The 17,267-nt window shown below is 72.2% G+C and carries 15 protein-coding genes; 8 read left to right on the top strand and 7 right to left on the bottom strand.

The window, feature by feature from the left end:
• Positions 1 to 399 precede the first annotated feature (399 nt).
• Both Air01nite_RS04800 and Air01nite_RS04795 read left to right on the top strand, forming a co-directional pair.
• Positions 400 to 876, top strand: a complete 477-nt coding sequence (locus Air01nite_RS04800; RefSeq protein WP_203700564.1) for a hypothetical protein — start codon at positions 400 to 402, stop codon at positions 874 to 876.
• A 3-nt stretch (positions 877 to 879) separates the two neighbouring features.
• A complete protein-coding gene (locus Air01nite_RS04795; protein ID WP_203700563.1) occupies positions 880 to 1,233 on the top strand; it encodes a hypothetical protein in 354 nt (117 codons plus the stop codon).
• Between the two features lie 105 nt (positions 1,234 to 1,338).
• Here Air01nite_RS04795 and Air01nite_RS04790 read toward each other — a convergent pair whose 3' ends face one another.
• Genes Air01nite_RS04790 through Air01nite_RS04780 form a run of 3 tightly spaced genes read right to left on the bottom strand, consistent with a single transcriptional unit; the run spans position 1,339 to position 4,292 of the window.
• A complete protein-coding gene (locus Air01nite_RS04790) occupies positions 1,339 to 1,986 on the bottom strand; it encodes a hypothetical protein (protein ID WP_203700562.1) in 648 nt (215 codons plus the stop codon).
• A 15-nt stretch (positions 1,987 to 2,001) separates the two neighbouring features.
• Positions 2,002 to 2,343: a hypothetical protein gene (locus tag Air01nite_RS04785; protein WP_203700561.1), complete on the bottom strand. Its 342-nt coding sequence runs from the start codon at positions 2,341 to 2,343 to the stop codon at positions 2,002 to 2,004.
• A gap of 17 nt (positions 2,344 to 2,360) precedes the next feature.
• Complete coding sequence (locus Air01nite_RS04780; RefSeq protein ID WP_239090494.1) at positions 2,361 to 4,292, bottom strand: penicillin-binding transpeptidase domain-containing protein; 1,932 nt, start codon at positions 4,290 to 4,292, stop codon at positions 2,361 to 2,363.
• 168 nt (positions 4,293 to 4,460) lie between these two features.
• Between Air01nite_RS04780 and Air01nite_RS04775 the strand changes: the two genes are divergently transcribed.
• On the top strand, positions 4,461 to 9,458 hold the full coding sequence (locus Air01nite_RS04775; RefSeq protein WP_203700560.1) for an NAD-glutamate dehydrogenase: 4,998 nt from the start codon (positions 4,461 to 4,463) through the stop codon (positions 9,456 to 9,458).
• 56 nt (positions 9,459 to 9,514) lie between these two features.
• Entirely contained in the window at positions 9,515 to 9,958 is a 444-nt protein-coding gene (locus tag Air01nite_RS04770; protein ID WP_239090492.1) for an Lrp/AsnC family transcriptional regulator, read from the top strand.
• On the opposite strand, the gene Air01nite_RS04765 is transcribed toward Air01nite_RS04770, so the two are convergent.
• Positions 9,930 to 10,397 (bottom strand): hypothetical protein, encoded by a 468-nt coding sequence (locus tag Air01nite_RS04765; RefSeq protein ID WP_203700559.1) that lies wholly within the window; start codon positions 10,395 to 10,397, stop codon positions 9,930 to 9,932. The genes Air01nite_RS04770 and Air01nite_RS04765 overlap by 29 nt on opposite strands.
• 129 nt (positions 10,398 to 10,526) lie before the next feature.
• On the opposite strand from Air01nite_RS04765, the gene Air01nite_RS04760 reads away from it, so the two are divergent.
• Positions 10,527 to 10,994: an ester cyclase gene (locus Air01nite_RS04760; protein WP_203700558.1), complete on the top strand. Its 468-nt coding sequence runs from the start codon at positions 10,527 to 10,529 to the stop codon at positions 10,992 to 10,994.
• Between the two features lie 9 nt (positions 10,995 to 11,003).
• Positions 11,004 to 11,534, top strand: a complete 531-nt coding sequence (locus Air01nite_RS04755; protein WP_203700557.1) for a GNAT family N-acetyltransferase — start codon at positions 11,004 to 11,006, stop codon at positions 11,532 to 11,534.
• 3 nt (positions 11,535 to 11,537) lie between these two features.
• Here Air01nite_RS04755 and Air01nite_RS04750 read toward each other — a convergent pair whose 3' ends face one another.
• Together Air01nite_RS04750 and Air01nite_RS04745 are read right to left on the bottom strand one after the other, a co-directional pair.
• Positions 11,538 to 12,785, bottom strand: coding sequence for a prolyl oligopeptidase family serine peptidase (locus tag Air01nite_RS04750; RefSeq protein ID WP_203700556.1), 1,248 nt, complete (start codon positions 12,783 to 12,785; stop codon positions 11,538 to 11,540).
• A gap of 64 nt (positions 12,786 to 12,849) precedes the next feature.
• Complete coding sequence (locus tag Air01nite_RS04745) at positions 12,850 to 14,883, bottom strand: HelD family protein (RefSeq protein ID WP_203700555.1); 2,034 nt, start codon at positions 14,881 to 14,883, stop codon at positions 12,850 to 12,852.
• A 54-nt stretch (positions 14,884 to 14,937) separates the two neighbouring features.
• On the opposite strand from Air01nite_RS04745, the gene Air01nite_RS04740 reads away from it, so the two are divergent.
• Both Air01nite_RS04740 and Air01nite_RS04735 read left to right on the top strand, forming a co-directional pair.
• On the top strand, positions 14,938 to 15,555 hold the full coding sequence (locus Air01nite_RS04740; RefSeq protein ID WP_239090491.1) for a TetR/AcrR family transcriptional regulator: 618 nt from the start codon (positions 14,938 to 14,940) through the stop codon (positions 15,553 to 15,555).
• A gap of 91 nt (positions 15,556 to 15,646) precedes the next feature.
• Positions 15,647 to 16,276 carry a DedA family protein gene (locus Air01nite_RS04735; RefSeq protein ID WP_203700554.1) on the top strand — a complete coding sequence of 210 codons (630 nt, stop codon included), beginning with the start codon at positions 15,647 to 15,649 and terminating at the stop codon, positions 16,274 to 16,276.
• Here the strand turns inward: Air01nite_RS04735 and Air01nite_RS04730 are convergent.
• Positions 16,191 to 17,216, bottom strand: a complete 1,026-nt coding sequence (locus tag Air01nite_RS04730; protein ID WP_203700553.1) for an ArsR/SmtB family transcription factor — start codon at positions 17,214 to 17,216, stop codon at positions 16,191 to 16,193. The genes Air01nite_RS04735 and Air01nite_RS04730 overlap by 86 nt on opposite strands.
• Between the last annotated feature and the right edge of the window lie 51 nt (positions 17,217 to 17,267).

Here is a 17,267-nt window from a genome sequence, read left to right as displayed (position 1 = left end):
CGCAAACGCCGTTCGGCTGCCGACATCCTCGCGGCCCCGCTCGGCAGCGACGCCGCGGGCCCGGGCCGCCTCCGCCGGCCCACCGACGCCGACCCGATCACGCCCGACCCGCGCCCGGGCGGCCTGCGCCGCCGGCCCGCGACGGACGACAGCGACCCGGACACCCGCCCCGGCGGCCTGCGCCGCCGGCCTGCCGCGGACGACAGCGACCCGGACACCCGCCCTGGCGGCCTGCGCCGCCGCCCGGAAGACGAAGGCGAAGCGATCACCACCAAGCCCCGCCCAGGCGGCCTACGCCGCCCGGGCCAGGTCGGCGACGACCCACCACCCCCCGAGGACCACTGACCACGCTCTGGCAATCCGCTTGCGGCGAGTCCTGAAAAAGTTCAGAATTCAGCTGTGGTGGAGACGAAGGCGACGGAGCCCCAGGAAGTCCAGTGGAGCGAGCTACAGCGCGACCCGCGCAGCGTGGCCGCCCTGGCCGACACGGGTGACGTGCGCGTGCGCCGCCGGGACGGCGCGACGCTGCTGCTGACCCGCGAAGATCGCGTGATGGCCGCCGGCGAGGGCGCGGTCGCCGCCGCCCGCGCGTTGCGCAACGTTCTCACCCACCTGCCGGCCGAGCAGGCGGCCGAGGCGCTCGCCGACGAGTTCCCCTGGTTGGCCCTCCTGCCAGCCACCGACCTGCCGCTCTTCGTCCGCGACTTCGTCAGGGCCGCCCAGATCTCGGCGGAGCTCGGCCAATGGGGCGTGCTGGGCCAGACCGTGCGCGAGTGGAAGGCAACGGCCGCCGTCTACGCCGACGGGGCCCTCGCCACCGAGCTCACCCGCCCGTTGGCCGACGACCACGGCCCCGTCCCGGGTCCCGAGGAATAGTCGATGCCGGCCAAGCGGGGAGACCGGGTCGCCCCACCTGGGCAGCCCGGTGGATGGGAGGCGCGATTCGCGACCTCCGAGGCGGCCAAGGGCTGGGAGCAGCTCTGCCAGACCGCGCGGGCCAACACCTGGGAGACCTGGATCATCCTGACCGAGCGGCCCGACGCGCCGGAGAACCCGTCGCGGCAGCACCGGTTACGCGGTTCGCTCGCCACCCGCCAGGTCGGCGGCGAGGTCCTCGACCAGTGGCAGTACGAGGTGACCGCCAGCGGGCGGGTCTGGTACTGCCCCGACCCGCGCCGCCGAATCGTCTGGGTGGTGGCCGCGAGCCCCGGACACCCGAAGGCGACCGACTAGCCGGCGTTCCCAGCGCGACATGAAGCTCGCCACCATGTTGCCGAGTCTGCGGCTCACGCGCACCGGCTCCGAGGGGGTGGCGATGGCATCGCGACCGCGCCGCCCTCAGCGTTCGCGGAGCGAATCCGCCCAGGTGGCCCACGCCGCAAGCCAGCCGGTTTGGTCGGCCGCCGCGGTCGTGAGGTTGGTGGGTGGGGTGGCCGCGCCAGTCCGGCGGAGCCAGGCCAGTTGGGCCGGGCGGCTGGGCACGTTCGTGCGCAGGCCCGTCGCGAACAGCAGCGTCTCCGCGATCGCCTGTTCGCGCAACTCGTCGTCGTCGCGGAACCAGGCCGCCTCGTGTTCCAGCGAGCTGAGCTGGCTCGTGAAGCTCGACACCGCCCGCTGCGCCTGCGACTCGGTCTCGTCGGCCAGTTCCATCTGGCGGCGCACGGCCGCCGTCCACAGCGCGCCCCACGAGTCCGGGAGCCGGGGCACCGGGCCGCCGCCCGCCAGCCAGGACGCCTGCTCGCGGGTGTTGCGGAGCACCGCGTCGGCGAGTGGGCGGTGCGGTTCCGCCGGAATGTCGTGCGGCCCGGTCGCGGCCGGCAACGCGGGCCGCGGCGGTCGGCGTCCGGCCAGACCGGCGAGCAGCGGCTCCACATCGGAGTCCGCCCGCACCGCCGTCACGGCTGGCCGCCAGTCGCGGGCAACGATCGTGATCTGCGTGCCGGCGCGTGCGCACCTGGCCGCCCACCAGCGATCGCCCGCACGCACGAGGTCCGCCGCCAGCTACTCGCCGTCGAGGGTGACCGATCCACTGCCCGCCGACCATTCGAGATCGGCGAAACGCACTCCGTCGAGACGGACGTGGTGCTCGACCACCTCCCGCAACGGCAGCGGCAGCATCCGGCCGCCGCCGTACCGGGCCGTTTCGACGCATGTCCACGGCCCGTCGGCAGCCAGGTCGCCGTAGCTCACCCGGACCGCGACCACCACGTCGTCGGAGGCGTCGTAGCCGTCGAGCCGGGCCGGCCCGGGCAGGCCGGCGCCGTCGAGGGTCGCGAGGGCACCGAAACCGCCCACCGCCCGCCGGGCCTCGGCGGCGTGCGAGGCCCCGGGATCGACCCGCATGCCAGGGATCGGTCAGCTCAGCGCAAGGCGCGGAGGAAGCGTTCCGCGGCCGGGACTGCCGTTTCGCCGCTGCCGCCGCCGTTCTCGACGAAGACCGCGAACGCCACGTCGCCCTGCCAGCCGACGAACCATGCGTGTGTGTGTGCCGGGTTGTCGTCGAACTCCGCCGTGCCGGTCTTGCCTGACACCGCGCCGCCCGGGACGTCTTTCAGGGCCGTTGCCGTGCCTGAGGTGATCACCTGGCGCATCATCGACCGCAGCGGTGTCAGTGTCGACGCCTTGAGGGCCGCGCCGCCGGCCGCCGGCTTGTCGGTCAGCACCGTCGGTGTGACGACGGAGCCCTTGGCCACCGATGCCGTCACGGCCGCCATCGCCAGCGGCGAGACCAGCGTCGTGCCCTGGCCGAACGACGCGGCCGCGCGCTCCGCCTCGGAACCGCCCGTCGACACCTTGCCGCTGTAGGCCGCGGTGCCGAGGTCCCACTTGGCCTCCAGGCCCAGCGCACGACCCGCGTCGGCCAGGCCGTCCGCGCCCAGCGACGGCGCCAGGGACGCGAACGCCGTGTTGCACGACTTCGCGAAGTCCACCTGGAACGGCACCTTGCCCAGCGCGAAGCTCTCGGAGTTCTTGAACGACCGGCCGCCGGCCGCGAAGGTCTGCGGGCAGTCGACCACCGTCGACGCCTGCACCTTGCCCGCGTCCAGCAGGCCGAACGCGCTCACGACCTTGAACGTTGAGCCCGGCGGCACCTGCGCGGTGAACGCCAGGTTCTCGCCCGTGCCCCCGTCGGGTCCGTTGGCCGCCGCGAGCACCGCGCCGTCGCTGACCCGCACCGCGACCAGCGCCGAGCGCTGCTTGACCCCCGCCAGCGCCGCGTCGGCCGCGTTCTGGGTGCGCACGTCCAGCGTGGTCTTCACCGGCGTGCCGGCCTTGGGCTCGGCGCGGAACAGTTCGTCGCCGTCCGTGACCTCGCCGTCCGGCCCCTTCTGGGAGATCACCACCGAGACGCCCGGCGTACCCCTGAGCTGCTTGTCGAACCCGCCCTGCAGGCCGCCGTGCCCGACGAGGTCACCCTCGGCAACCTCGTCCGGCCGCTTGTCGATGTCCTCCTTGAGCGCCTGGTCGGCGGTGCCGAGCAGCGCGCGGGCGAACGTGCGGGTCGGCGCCAGGTCACGCTTCTCCGTGTAGAACTGGGTGCCTTCCAACGGCTGGATCTTCGAACGGATCTGCTTGTACGCGTCGGCACGCAGCGTGACGATCTCGACGAACCGGGTCGGGTCCTCCGCCGACTCGATGCGCTTGGGCAGGTCGTCGACGTTGATCTCCAGCGGCGGCCGGATCGACTTGAACGCCGCGTCGAGGGCGCGGGTGATGCCTTCGGGGTCGTCGACCCGGGCGGGTTCGACGCCGACCCGGACCACGTCGCGCGGCTCGACGATCGGCTTGCCGGCGCCGTCCAGGATGCCGGCGCGTGCGGGTCGCTGGCGGCGCAGCCCGAGGTGGTCGCCGCTCTTGAGCTTGGCGCTGATGATCGCCGGCTCCCAGATGACCGACCAGGCGTCCTCCTTACCCTGGGTCAGCCGGACCGTCGACGGGTAGGTCCAGTGGGTGCCGCCCGGCAGAGTCCAGTCGACGTTGATCTTGGCGGTGGCGCTGCCCTCGACCTCTTCGGGGTCGCCGTCGCGGGACACCGCCGGCGGGGTCTTGGCGAGGTCGCCCGACAGCTCCTTGAGCGCGGCGGCGACGTCGGTAGCGGCCACCTTGGTGCCGGTCGGTTCGACGAACGCCACCTGGCCCAGGTCGCCGGACTTCCAGCCGGCGAGGAACGCGTCGACCGCGTCGTCCGGGCCGGGCGCGCTCGAACAACCGGTCAGGCCGGCGGCCAGCAGCACGAGGCTCGCCAACGCCGCGGCAGGGCGTTTTTTCATCATCGGGTACGACCGACGCATGGCTACAGATCCTTCCCCCGGGGACAGAAGGACCCTAGTACGGGTCGCAAAATGGGTATGAGCACTCGTACTCAGACAGGCCCATCCGGCGCGGATCTGTTGCCGCCGCCGCCGTAGTCTGACGGGATTGAGCCCACAACGTCGTGGGTTTCGAGGGGAGTGGCACCAATGGATCGGCGCACGGCGCAGGACACGTCTGAAGGAGGCGGCATGCGCGGCGTCGCACGCCAACTCGGGACACCGGATATAACGGATGAATACGACACCGCGGTCGACGACGACGTCGCGGTCGAATCCGTCGGCGTAGCCGCCGGGACCGGCACCGCCACCGGCACCACCGACGACGGCGAGGACGGCGAGATCGACGAGCCGGTGCCCAACGCCGAGCGCCTGGTCGCCGAGGCGGTCGCGCTCGCGGGCCCGGGCACCCCCGAGGCCGCCCTGGTCGCCCGCTTCTGGCGGTTCGCCCCCGACGAGGAGCTGGTCGGCTACACCGCCCAGGAGATGGTCGAGGCCGCCGAGAGCCACAGCGCCCTGGCGGCACAGCGGATGCCGGGCCAGCTCCAGCTCCGGATCACCGAGCCGGTCGCCGACCTCCCGCACACCGTGATCCAGATCGTCACCGACGACATGCCGTTCCTCGTCGGCTCGGTCACCGCCCTGCTCACCGGCCGCCACCTCGACATCCACCTGCTCGTGCACCCGCTGGTCGTGGTCCGCCGCGAGCCGATGGGCAAGCTGATCGAGGTGGCCGCCGAGGTCGAGCCCGACGACGCGATCGCCGGCGACCTGGTCGAGAGCTGGATGCGCATCGAGATCGACGCGATCCGCGACGCCACCGAGCGCGAGCAGCTCGAACGCGAGCTCGTGCGGGTGCTGACCGACGTGCGCGAGGCCGTCGAGGACTGGCCCAAGATGCGGCAGAAGGCGCTGGCCATGGCCGACGAGCTGGCCGCCGCCCGCACCACGGACGCCCGGCCCCCCGTCCCCGAGAAGGACATCACCGACTCGGTCGAGCTGCTCCGCTGGCTGGCCCGCGAGCACTTCACCTTCCTCGGCTACCGCGAATACAAGCTGATCGACGGCGACGACGGCGAGCAGTTGCTGGCCGCGGAGCTCGGCACCGGGCTCGGCATCCTCCGCCAGGACCAGCCCACCCCCCTCGCGCTGACCGCGCTGCCGCCCGAGGCCCGGGCCAAGGTGCTGGAGAAGCGCCTGCTGATCATCACCAAGGCCAACTCCCGGGCCACGGTGCAGCGCTCGGCGTACCTCGACTACATCGGTTTCAAGGTCTTCGACGACAACGGCGCGGTGGTCGGCGAGCGGCGGTTCCTGGGCCTGTTCTCCAGCGCCGCCTACCGCACGAGCGTCCGCGACCTCCCGGTGGTGCGGCGCAAGGTCGCCGAGGTGTTCGACCGCTCCGGGCTCTCCCCGCGCAGCCACTCCGGCAAGGATCTGTTGCAGATCCTCGAGACGTACCCCCGTGACGAGCTGTTCCAGATCAAGACCGACGACCTCTACCGCGCGGTGATCGGCGTGCTGCGCATGGCCGGCCGGCGTCAGCTGCGCGTGTTCGTGCGCCGCGACGGCTACGGCCGGTTCATCTCCTGCCTGATCTACCTGCCCCGGGACCGGTTCACCACGCACAACCGGCTGCGGATGCAGGAGATCCTGCTGCGCCGGTTCAACGGGGTCGGGCTCGACTACACCACCCGCGTCACCGAGTCGTTGCTGGCCCGCGTGCACGTCGTGGTGCGCACCGACCCGACCAACCCGCCCGGCCACGTCGACATCGACGCGCTCGCCGAGGAGCTGGCCGACGCGACCCGGCTCTGGGACGACGACTTCAACCTGGTGCTCGGCCGCAAGCTCGGCGACGAGCAGGGCAAACTGCTGTTCACGCGGTACGCGGACGCGTTCCCTGACGGCTACAAGGAGGAGAACACTCCGTACGAGGCGCTCAAGGACCTCGCCAAGCTGGAGCTGCTCGAGGAGCCCGGCCAGCTCGAGATGCACCTCTTCCGGAAGAACCAGAACGACCAGGACGTGCGTTTCAAGGTCTTCCGGTACGGCGAGCCGATGGTGCTCTCCGCGGTGCTGCCGGTGCTGCACTCGCTGGGCGTCCGGGTCGCCGACGAGCGGCCCTACGAGGTCGAGCGCGCGGACGGCACCGTCTACCTCTACGACTTCGGCCTGGAGCTGCCCGACGGCCAGCCGCTGCCGACCGCCGTGCGGCCGCACGTGGAGAACGCGTTCGCGGCCACCTGGCGCGGCGAGGCCGAGGTCGACGGCTTCAACCAGCTCGTCCTGCTGGCCGGGCTGACCTGGCGGCAGGCGGTGATCCTGCGGGCGTACGCGAAGTACCTGCGCCAGGCCGGCACGGTGTTCTCGCAGGACTACATGGAGTCCACCTTCGTCGCGTACCCGGAGATCGCGGCCCGGCTCGTCGAGCTGTTCGAGACGCGCTTCTCGCCGCGGCTCGCGCTCTCCGACGACGAGCGCGGCGAACGGGCGGCCCAGTTGGTCGACGAGATCGCCAAGCGGCTCGACGACGTGACCAGCCTCGACCAGGACCGGATCCTGCGGTCCTACCTGACGCTGATCCAGGCCACGCTGCGCACGAGCTTCTTCCAGCGGGGCACCGACGGGCGACCGAAGTCGTACGTGGCCTTCAAGCTCGACCCGCAGCAGGTGCCCGACCTGCCGGCGCCGCGGCCGCGCTTCGAGATCTTCGTCTACTCGCCGCGGTTCGAGGGCGTGCACCTGCGGTTCGGCGCGGTCGCCCGGGGCGGGCTGCGCTGGTCCGACCGGCGCGAGGACTTCCGCACCGAGATCCTGGGCCTGGTCAAGGCGCAGATGGTGAAGAACGCCGTGATCGTGCCGGTCGGCGCCAAGGGCGGCTTCGTGCTCAAGCAGAAGCCGGGCGACCGGGACGAGGCGGTCGACTGCTACAAGCTGTTCATCACCGCCCTGCTCGACGTCACCGACAACATCGTCGGCGGCGAGATCCGGCACCCGCGCGACGTGGTGCGGCACGACGCCGACGACCCCTACCTGGTGGTGGCCGCCGACAAGGGCACCGCGACGTTCTCCGACTACGCCAACGAGATCTCGGTGGCGCACGGGTTCTGGCTCGGCGACGCGTTCGCGTCCGGCGGTTCGGCCGGCTACGACCACAAGAAGATGGGCATCACCGCGCGCGGTGCGTGGGAATCGGTCAAGCGGCACTTCCGCGACCTCGGCACCGACATCCAGACCACCGACTTCACCGTGGTCGGGGTCGGCGACATGTCCGGCGACGTGTTCGGCAACGGGATGCTGCTCTCGCCGCACATCCGGCTGGTGGCCGCGTTCGACCACCGGCACATCTTCCTCGACCCGTCCCCTGATGCCGCTGCTTCTTTCGCGGAGCGGAAGCGACTGTTCGAGCTGCCGCGCTCGTCGTGGGCCGACTACGACGCGGCGTTGATCTCGGCCGGCGGTGGCGTGTTCGCCCGTACGCTGAAGAAGATCCCGATTTCCGCACAGGTCCGCGCCGCCCTCGGACTCGGCGAAGAGGTGACCGCGCTGTCCCCGCCGGAGCTGCAGAAGGCGATCCTGCAGGCGCCGGTCGACCTGCTGTGGAACGGCGGCATCGGCACCTACGTCAAGGCGTCGTCGGAGACGCACGCCGAGGTGGGCGACAAGTCCAACGACGCGATCCGGGTCAACGGCAAGCAGATCCGGGCGCGGGTGGTCGGCGAGGGCGGCAACCTGGGTCTGACGCAGCTCGGCCGCATCGAGTACGCGCTGCGCGGCGGCCGCGTCTACACCGACTTCATCGACAACACCGCGGGTGTCGACTGCTCCGACCACGAGGTCAACATCAAGATCCTGCTCGGCGGCGCGGTCGCCGACGGCGAGCTGACCGTGCCCGACCGCGACGCGCTGCTCGCCGAGATGACCGACGAGGTCGCGGACCTGGTGCTGGACGACAACTACGCGCAGGCGACCGCGCTGGGCACCGCGATCGTGCAGGCGGAGTCGCTGCTCCCGGTGCACCGCCGGATGATCACCGAGATGGAGCGCTCGGGCCTGCTGGACCGCGCGCTGGAGGGCCTGCCGACCGACGAGGAACTGGCCGCGCGCCCCGGCGGCCTGACCGCGCCGGAGTTCGCGGTGCTGCTCGCGTACGTGAAAATCGACCTGGAGAACGAGGTCCTGGCCGATCCCCTCGTGGACGAGCCGTGGACCTTCGAGGTCCTGGCCGACTACTTCCCGACGCCGTTGCGGTCGGCGTACGCGGACCGGATGGCCGGCCACCGCCTGCGCCGCGAGATCGTCACGACGGTGCTGGTCAACGAGGTCGTCAACCGCGGCGGCACGTCGTTCGTCTACCGGGCGATGGAAGAGACCGGCGCCTCGGCGGCGGACATCATCCGCGCGTACGTGGTGACCCGCGAGACCTACGGCCTGCGCGACCTGTGGTCGGCGGTGGAGGCGCTGGACAACCAGGTGCCGACGGCGGCGCAGACGGCGGTCTACCTGGAGCTGCGCCGGCTCCTGGACCGGGCGGTCCGCTGGCTGGTCACCAACCGCCGGTCGCCGCTGGACGTGCCGGGCGAGATCGCCCGCTTCGCCGCGGTGGCCGACCTGCTCGGCCAACTCGACACCCGGTTCGTCGGCAGCGAACGCGAGTCGCTGCTGGGGCACATGGAGGAGGTCGAGACCCGAGGCATGCCGGCCAGCCTGGCCACCGCGGTCGCCCGGGTGATGTACGGCTTCGGCCTGATCGACGTGGTCGAAACGGCCCGGATCACGGCGCGCGCTCCGGGCGATGTGGCGCAGGTCTACTTCGTGCTGAGCGACCGGCTGCAGGTCGACGCGCTGCTGTCGAAGATCTCGCTGCTGCCGCGCGAGGACCGCTGGCAGACCCTGGCCCGGATGGCGCTGCGCTACGACCTGTACGCGGCGTTGGCGGCCTTGACCGCCGGGGTTCTCCAGTCCACACCGGACGGTGCTCCGGTCGAGGAGCGAGTGGCAGCGTGGGAGCGTGCGAACGCGACGTCGGTGGCCCGGGCCCAGCGCTCGATCGGCGAGTTCGCCGACTCGAACGCGGACCTGGCGGCCTTGTCGGTGCTGCTGCGCCAGATCCGCCAACTGGTCCGCACGTCGTCAGCCAACTGACCATCGGCCGGGCGCCCACGACGGGGGCGCCCGGCCATCCCATCGGCGGCGCGGCGGTGCTGACGGACGCCGACCAGCCGCTGGTCGAGGCGCTCTCACACGACGGCCGGCGCGGCTACGCCGACCTGTCGGCCGCGACCGGCTGGCCGGAGTCGACGGTCCGCCGGCGGCTGGCCGAACTGGTCGGCACGGGCGCCGTCTTCTACGACGTCGAGGTGGACCCGGACAGCGTCGGCTTCCGCGCCCGGGCGCTGCTGTGGCTGTCGGTAGCCCCGGCCCGACTCGCCGCGGTCGGCGCGGCGCTAGCGGACCACGAGGAGGTCGTCTTCGCCGCGGCGACGACCGGCCCGACCAACGTGGTCGCCACGATCGTCTGCCGCGACATGCCGGACCTCTACCGCTACCTGACGGAGCGGATCGGTGCGCTGGAGGGCGTGGAACGGGTGGAGACGGCCCCGATGGTCCGTCACGTCAAACAGGTCGGTGCGATCCGGTCGTGATCGGCGGGCGGGAGCGGAAGTAAGCGTTGGCCGACGGCGCGAACATCAGGGCGCACGCGGAAAGTACCGCCGCGACGTGGATGCCGCGGCTGACGCCGAAGGTCAGGTCGACGGCGCTGGCGTTCGCGAGCAGCGTCCCCAGCGAGTTGCCGTCCACGAGCCAGAGCACGGGGTCGACCACGAGCGACAGCGTGCCGAGCACGCCGAGGCCGAGGGTCAGGGTCAACCGCGCCCAGCGGCGGCCCGCCAGCATCCGGAAGGCCACCAGGATCGCGGCGGCGAAGACGGCCGACCGGACGGCCACCCCGGCGGCCGCGCCGTCGCCGGCCTCGCCGCTCGCCACCACGAGGATCGTCTCGAAGATCCCCGCACCGACCGCGACGAGCCACAGCACGAAGGCCGCGCGTACCACGGCCGGAACCTGGGTATCGATTCGCATGCATCCGAGCATTCCCAACGGCCGGATTCGTCGACATCCCGCACGCCACCCGATCGGCGGTCATGCCTTCCCTACCGGTCGGAGCCAAACGGTCCACACAGGAGCGACGTCGAGCCGCAAGGAGCAGCCATGCCAGGGGAGATCACGCGGGACGAGCTCGTTGCCCGGCTCGTCAGGGCCGGCGAGCTGGAGGTTTCCGCCGACGATCCGGCCGAGGTCGACACTTACTTCGACACCGAAAGGTTCCGGTTTCACGGGCCCGACGGGTTCGAGGCCGACTATGCCGGACTCACCGCCTATTTCGCCGCACTGCGGGCCGCGTTCGACGACCGGGTGATCCGGCGCGGGATCATCCTGGCCGAGGGCGACCACCTCGCCTGCCAGACGTGGATCGAGGGCACGTTCGTGCGTGAGTTCACTCACTCGCCCGTCGGGCCGCTGCCGCCCAACGGGCGGCGGGTCGTCTGGGACCTGCTCAACATCTTCCGTTTTGACGGCCGTGGGCGGCTCGTGGAGGAGTGGGTCCGCACCGACAACCGCGGACTCCTCCGCCAGCTCGGCGCCGACCGCGGGCAGGACCGCCCCGACGCGACCTAGAGTGGGAGCGTGGCCGGTGAGCTGAAGACTGAACGCCTCTCCCTGCGCCCCTGGCGGCTCGACGACGCCGAGGCGGCACTGCCCATCTACAGCGCGTCCAACGTCGCCCGGTGGCTCAGCCCCGCGATGGACAGCGTTCCCGACGTCGATGCGATGCGGCTCGTGCTGCAGCAGTGGATCGCCGAGGACGCCCGCCTGCCGGCGCCGGCCGGCCGTTGGGCGGTCGAACGTTCCGACGACGGCGAGCTGATCGGCGGGGCCGTCCTGCTACCGCTCCCGCCGCGCGGCGAGGACCTCGAGATGGGCTGGCAACTGCACCCCGACGTCTGGGGCCAGGGGTACGCGGCCGAGGCCGGGCGGGCCGTCGCGCGCTGGGCCTTCGACCAGGGCTGGGACGAGGTGCTCGCGGTCGCCCGGCCGACCAACGCCCGGGCACAGGCGACCGCCCGGCGCATCGGCATGGAGTGGGTCGGCGAGACCGAGAAATACTATGACCTGCGCCTGCAGGTCTTCCGGCTCCGCCCCGCCGACCTGGTCTGACCGTCAGCGCCGCTGCTGGGCCATCCACTGCCAGATGTGGGTGCCGTCGACGCTCGGGTCGTTGCGCGCGACGTAGATCCAGGACCAGTGGCCCGGGAACCGGTGCCCGTCCCAGGTGACGGTGTCGTACAGCGACATCAGCGACCCGGGGATCAGGTCGTGCGCGTGGACCGTGTTGGGTGTCGGCGGCACCGTCGTGTCGTCGCGCGAGGCGACCAGCCAGGTCGGTGTGCTGATCGCCACCAGTTCGGCGTCCGTGATCATCGTCGGCCCGCCCGGCTGGAGAGACGTGACGACGCCGCAGATCGGCACGGATGCCGCGTACACGTCGGGATAGGTCGTGGTCATCTTCAGGCTCATGTAGCCGCCGTTGCTGCAGCCGACGACGTGGATCCGGTCGCGGTCGATCGGGTAGCGGCGGGCGAGGTCGCCGACGATCTCCTGGATGAGCGGAGCGAACCGCGGCCCGTCCTCGAGCCAGAAGGACGTGCTCTGCGGTGCCACCACGTACGCCGCGGAGAAGATCCGTTGCGCTTCCGGCGTCGCGAAGCCCAGCGCGCCGCGGTTGGCGCGCAGCGTGGTCTCGTTGTCGTAGTAGTCGTCAGGCAGCGAAGCGCCCTCGCCGCCACCGTGCAGCCAGACGATCAGCGGACGCTTGCCGGGCCGGCGATCGGGCGCGTACAACCGATATTTCATGCCCGATCGCGAGGTGTGGTAGCCGAAAGCGTCAACCTCTGGATTGGACAGTCGTCCTTGGGCGAACGAGTCGATCGTCACCGCGCCGCGGCCCCGCACGACGAGCGGCGCGTGTTGGGTGATGGTGTAGACGAGGTCGAGCTGGACGTTGCGGCCCCTGCTCAGGATGTAGCCGAGGGTGCCGCCGCCGGTCTGGCCCTCGGCGTAGCTCAGGTCGAGCACGACGTTGCCACGCCGGTCGAGCCGGGCGGCCGTCACCGCACGGTCCACATCGTACTCGCTGAAGATCTGGTCCCCGGCGGCGATCGGGATCGGGCTGGTGGCCTTCGCGTGCACGGAGAAGGTCGCGGCCGTCAGGCTGGCGGGGTCGACGCGGCCGAGCCGCGCGGTGTCGAGGGTGACGGACGTGACCTGCTCGCCACCGTCGAGCACCTCGGCGTTGAGGGTGAACCGCACGGAGTGCCCACGGGCACCGGCGGCGGCCGGCAGGGACAGCCCCGCGACGGCACCCGCACCCGCGGCGAGGACGGAGCGGCGGCTGATCGGTGCTGGCATGCGGGCTCCTTCGACTCGACGTACATCACAATGATGTTTGTCTATCATGGGAGCCCGGCTGCGGCTACTCGACGGCGGCGAGGAGCGCGGGCAGCGGCCGCGAGTGCAGCACGTCCAGCCGGGAGACGGCGCGGGTGAGCACCACGTACAACCGGTTGAGGCCGCGTGGCTCGGCGCGCACGATGTCGTCGGGTTCCACGACGATCACGTGGTCGAACTCCAGGCCCTTGGCGAGCCCGGCCGGCAGCACGGTCACCCGGCGGTCGGGCTCGTCCTCGCCGGCGAGGTTGACGCTCACGCCGGCGCGCCGCAGGGCCACGGTCAGGTCCGCCAGCAGCGGGTCGGCGGCGATCACGGCGATGGAACCCTCGTGTCCGAGGGCGCCGCCGACGGCGGCGACCGTCGCGGCCCCGAGATCGGGTGCCGGCCGGATCCGCAGCGCGCCGTCGGTGCGGACCGACCGGGTGGCCGGCGCCGCGGCGTGCAGGCCGGGCAGCAGGCGGTTGGCGAGGGCGAGCACCGCGGCGGGCACGCGGAAGCCCAGCGTGAGCGCCTCGACCGGAGCGTCGGGCTTGCCCAGGTGGGCCAGTTGTGCGGGCCAGTCGGCGGCGGCCCACGGCGTCGTGCCCTGCGCGAGGTCGCCGAGCACGGTCAGCGAGCCGTGCGCGCTGCGCCGGGCGAGCGCGCGGCACTGCATGGGGGACAGGTCCTGGGCCTCGTCCACGACGATGTGGCGGTAGCCGGTCGGGTGGTCGATCAGCCCGGCGATCTCGTCGAGCAGCGCGTGGTCGGCCACGGACCATTTCGCGGTCTTGAAGGTGCGCGGCGGCCGTTCCCACGCGATGACCTTCTGCTCGCCGTCGGTCAGGATGCCGTCGGCCGCGCTCGCCAGCGTGTCGGGGTCGCTCAGCAGCGTGGTCAGCAGTTCCTCGGGCCGGATCTTCGGCCAGGCCTGGTCGAGCGCCGCCGTGACGGCTGCCGCGCGGCCGATCTTCTCCAGCCAGGCCCGGCCGGGGCTCTCGCCGCGCGCCTCCAACTGGCGCTGGAGCAGGGCGACGATCCGGGCGCGCAACCGTTCCCGGCCCACGCCGTAGGGCACGTCGGCGGCCCGGACCTCGGCCACCTGCCGGGCCAGTGCCACGGCGCCGATGCGCAGCCGGTAGGCGTCGACGGGCACCGCGATCGGCCCGCCCGGCTCGGCGACGTGCGCGTAGACCGCCCGGCGCAGCACGGCCGCCATCCGCGCGTCGTGCTTCACCCGAGCGGCCTCGTCGGTGTCGGTCGCCCGCGCCGGGCTCTCCCGCAGCACCTCGTCGAGCGTCTGCTGCCGCACGTCCACCTCGCCGAGCGCCGGCAGCACCGCGGAGATGTAGCGCAGGAAAGCCGGGTTGGGCCCGACCACCAGCACGCCGTTGCGGCTGAGCCGGCGGCGGTGCTGGTAGAGCAGGTACGCCGCCCGGTGCAGCCCGACGGCGGTCTTTCCGGTGCCAGGGCCACCTTGTACGCACAGCGACCGGTCGAGGTCGGCACGGACCAGCTCGTCCTGCTCGGGCTGGATCGTGGCGACGATGTCGCGCATCGGCCCGACCCGCGGCCGCTCGATCTCCGCGGTCAGCAGCCGGCTGGCGGTGCCGAGCTCCTCACCCTGGTCGAGGCGCTCGTCCTCGAAGCCGGTGAGCTGGACCGGGTGGTGGCTGCTCCAGCCGAACCGGCGCCGCGCGGTCACGCCCTGGCGGTCGCGGGCGCTGGCCCGGTAGAAGCGCGCGGACACTGGCGCCCGCCAGTCGATCACCAGCGGCTCGCCGGCCGCGTCGGTGATCCGCCGCCGGCCGATGTAGTAGCTCTGGTCGCGGTGCTCGCCGGCGTCCGGCCCATCGCCGAACCGCAGCCGTCCGAAATACAGCGGACTGTCGGGTTCCTCGGCCAGCTCCTTCGCGTAGCTCTTGAGCATCCGGCCCAGCGTCTCGGCGGTGTAGCGGTCGCCGGCCACCTGGTCGCCGGTGGCGACCCGCATCCGGGCGTGGTCGAGCATCCAGGCCAGCGCGGCGCGGGCGCGGGCGAGGAACACCAACTCGTCAGCGAAGTCCGACACGCTCATACTGTAACTCAGTAACGAATTTTACCAAGTCTCAGCGATGGTACGGTTGTCGTCATGGCGGAGATCGGCCTGCGGGAACGCAAGCGGCAGCGCACGCACGACGCCGTGTCGGCCGCCGCGATCGCGCTGTTCCTGGAGCGCGGGTTCGACGGGGTCTCCGTGGCCGACGTCGCGGCGGCGGCCGAGATCTCCAAGCCCACGTTGTTCCGCTACTTCCCGTCGAAGGAAGACCTGGTGCTGCACCGGTTCGCCGACCACGCGGGCGAGGCGGCGCGGGTGGTCCGGGCGCGGCCGGCGGGCTTGACACCCCTGGGCGCCCTGCACGCGCACTTCCTCGACGGGTTGGCCCGCCGCGATCCCGTGACCGGCCTCAACGACCACCCGCAGGTGCTCGCGTTCCACAACATGGTGTTCTCGACGCCGAGTCTGTCGGCGCGGGTCAACGACTACATCGGCCGCGACGAGGAGGCGTTGGCCGAGGCGCTCGGGCCGCCCCTCGACGCCTTGACGGCCCGGCTCGCGGCCGCACAGATCCTCGCGGCGCAGCGGGTTCTGGCCCGCGAGAACTGGCGCCGGCTGTCCACCGGATCAACCGCTGATTCCGTGTGCGAGTCGGCCAAGGCGGCCGCCGACAACGCGTTTCGCCTGCTCACCTCGGGCCTGCCGGCCTGACCCCGGCGGGTTTTCCCCGACGGCGATCTCCGGGGACCGACCGGGACTCTCCCGGTGCCCGTGCGCGCTCGCGGCGCCGAGGCTGGACGGCATGGATGGCGTGCTGCAACTCCTCCACGACGTGATGTCCTCGCCCTGGGTCTACATGCTCATCTTCACGCTCGCGATGCTGGACGGCTTCTTCCCGGTCGTGCCGGCCGAGACGGCGGTCATCACGGCCGGGGTGTTCGCGGCCGCCGGGCAACCCGACCTGGTGCCCCTGGTCGGTTTCGCGGCCGCCGGTGCGTTTGCCGGCGACCACATCTCGTACGCGTTGGGTCGGCTCGTCGGTCGTAAACCGGTTAAGCGCCTGGCCTGGGCCCGATCCGCGATCGCGGAACGCGGCGGGCTCATCCTCGTGGTTGCCCGGTTCATCCCGGGTGGCCGGACGGCGGTGACGGTGTCGATGGGCGCGTTGCGCTATCCGCGATCGCGGTTCACCCCGTTCGACGCGGTCGCGGCCCTGGTCTGGGCGCTCTACTCGGCCCTGATCGGCTTCTTCGGCGGCGCGGCCTTCGAGGGCGACCCGATCCGCGGCCTCCTGCTCGGCCTGGGCCTCGCGCTGTCGGTCACTGTGGTGGTGGAGGCGGTGCGCTTCATCCGCCGCCGCAGGGGTCCACGACCGCCGGCACCGACGCCGTCTCCGGAGCTCGCCGCACGATCGCCGCACCGAGGCGGGTGATCGAGTGCTGGACCGTGGCCCCGCTCCGGCGGCTGGCCAGCAGGCCGGCGTCGCGCAGGATCGTGGTGTGGTGGCTGACCGCGGCCGCCGAGATGCCGAGCCGTCGGGCCAACTCGCCGTTCGTCGCGCCGCCGCGGGCCGCCAGCAGCACCATGGCCCGGGTTTCGCCGAGCAGCCGGACCAGCGGACGGTCACCCGCGCCGGGACGGGGTGACGCCGTCCGATGCGCCACGGGGTACACCAGCACCTGGGGCAGGTCCGGGTCGAAGATCGTCAGCGGGTGCAACCGGCAGAAGTACGACGGCACCAGCACGAGGCCGCGGCCGTCGAGGCGGATGTCCCGCCGGGACGGGTGTCGGGGCACCTCGAGAAACGGCGGCTCCCAACGCAGCATCGGCCGGAACGTCGCCAGCAGCGCCTCGACCCCACGGTCCCGGACCTCGACGCGGCGAGCGGCGAGGTCGTCGTGGACACTCGCACCGATGGCGTCGACATGCGGGGCGATCGCGTGGCGGTAGTACGCCCGCAGCGTCGCGCCCAACTCGCCCAACGCCCTCGGGCGTCCCGCCCGCAGATCGTCCAACCAGCCGCCGGCCCCGGCCGTGCCGCCGAGCCGCCCGATTTCCGCCGCCAGGCGCCGGGACGGTGTGTGTGACAGCGCTTCGACGGCCGCCGCCGGACCCAACCGGCCCTCGGGCGGCGTGAGGAGATCGGGAAAGTACGCGGCATGCGGCGCGATCGGGAACAGCCGGTGCCGGACTGTCCGATCCAGACCGGCCTGGCGCAGCTCCGCCGCCGTCCGCCGCCGCCAGGCGGCACACGTGCTGCCGCCGTAGCCACCCTGCAGTGCCTGCAAGCTGTTGACCAACTCCCACATCGCGTCGAAGCCGTCGGCGAGATGGGTCCGTGCCAGGTCGTGCTTGGTGAAATGGATCCGCATCGGGCCCCCCGTGAGCCAGTGGTGCGGGATGTCAATTTGTGCACGCACAGC

It is taken from the genome of Asanoa iriomotensis (assembly GCF_016862515.1).
Lineage (GTDB): Bacteria > Actinomycetota > Actinomycetes > Mycobacteriales > Micromonosporaceae > Asanoa > Asanoa iriomotensis.
This window is presented reverse-complemented; position numbering and strand designations above follow the sequence as displayed.

Excerpts from the sequence above, each read along its gene's own strand:
- Air01nite_RS04795 (WP_203700563.1), top strand. The coding sequence starts at position 880 with ATGCCGGCCAAGCGGGGAGACCGGGTCGCCCCACCTGGGCAGCCCGGT.
- Air01nite_RS04785 (WP_203700561.1), bottom strand. The coding sequence starts at position 2,343 with ATGCGGGTCGATCCCGGGGCCTCGCACGCCGCCGAGGCCCGGCGGGCG.
- Air01nite_RS04780 (WP_239090494.1), bottom strand. The coding sequence starts at position 4,292 with ATGCGTCGGTCGTACCCGATGATGAAAAAACGCCCTGCCGCGGCGTTG.
- Air01nite_RS04775 (WP_203700560.1), top strand. The coding sequence starts at position 4,461 with ATGGATCGGCGCACGGCGCAGGACACGTCTGAAGGAGGCGGCATGCGC.
- Air01nite_RS04765 (WP_203700559.1), bottom strand. The coding sequence starts at position 10,397 with ATGCGAATCGATACCCAGGTTCCGGCCGTGGTACGCGCGGCCTTCGTG.
- Air01nite_RS04760 (WP_203700558.1), top strand. The coding sequence starts at position 10,527 with ATGCCAGGGGAGATCACGCGGGACGAGCTCGTTGCCCGGCTCGTCAGG.
- Air01nite_RS04750 (WP_203700556.1), bottom strand. The coding sequence starts at position 12,785 with ATGCCAGCACCGATCAGCCGCCGCTCCGTCCTCGCCGCGGGTGCGGGT.
- Air01nite_RS04745 (WP_203700555.1), bottom strand. The coding sequence starts at position 14,883 with ATGAGCGTGTCGGACTTCGCTGACGAGTTGGTGTTCCTCGCCCGCGCC.
- Air01nite_RS04740 (WP_239090491.1), top strand. The coding sequence starts at position 14,938 with ATGGCGGAGATCGGCCTGCGGGAACGCAAGCGGCAGCGCACGCACGAC.
- Air01nite_RS04735 (WP_203700554.1), top strand. The coding sequence starts at position 15,647 with ATGGATGGCGTGCTGCAACTCCTCCACGACGTGATGTCCTCGCCCTGG.
- Air01nite_RS04730 (WP_203700553.1), bottom strand. The coding sequence starts at position 17,216 with ATGCGGATCCATTTCACCAAGCACGACCTGGCACGGACCCATCTCGCC.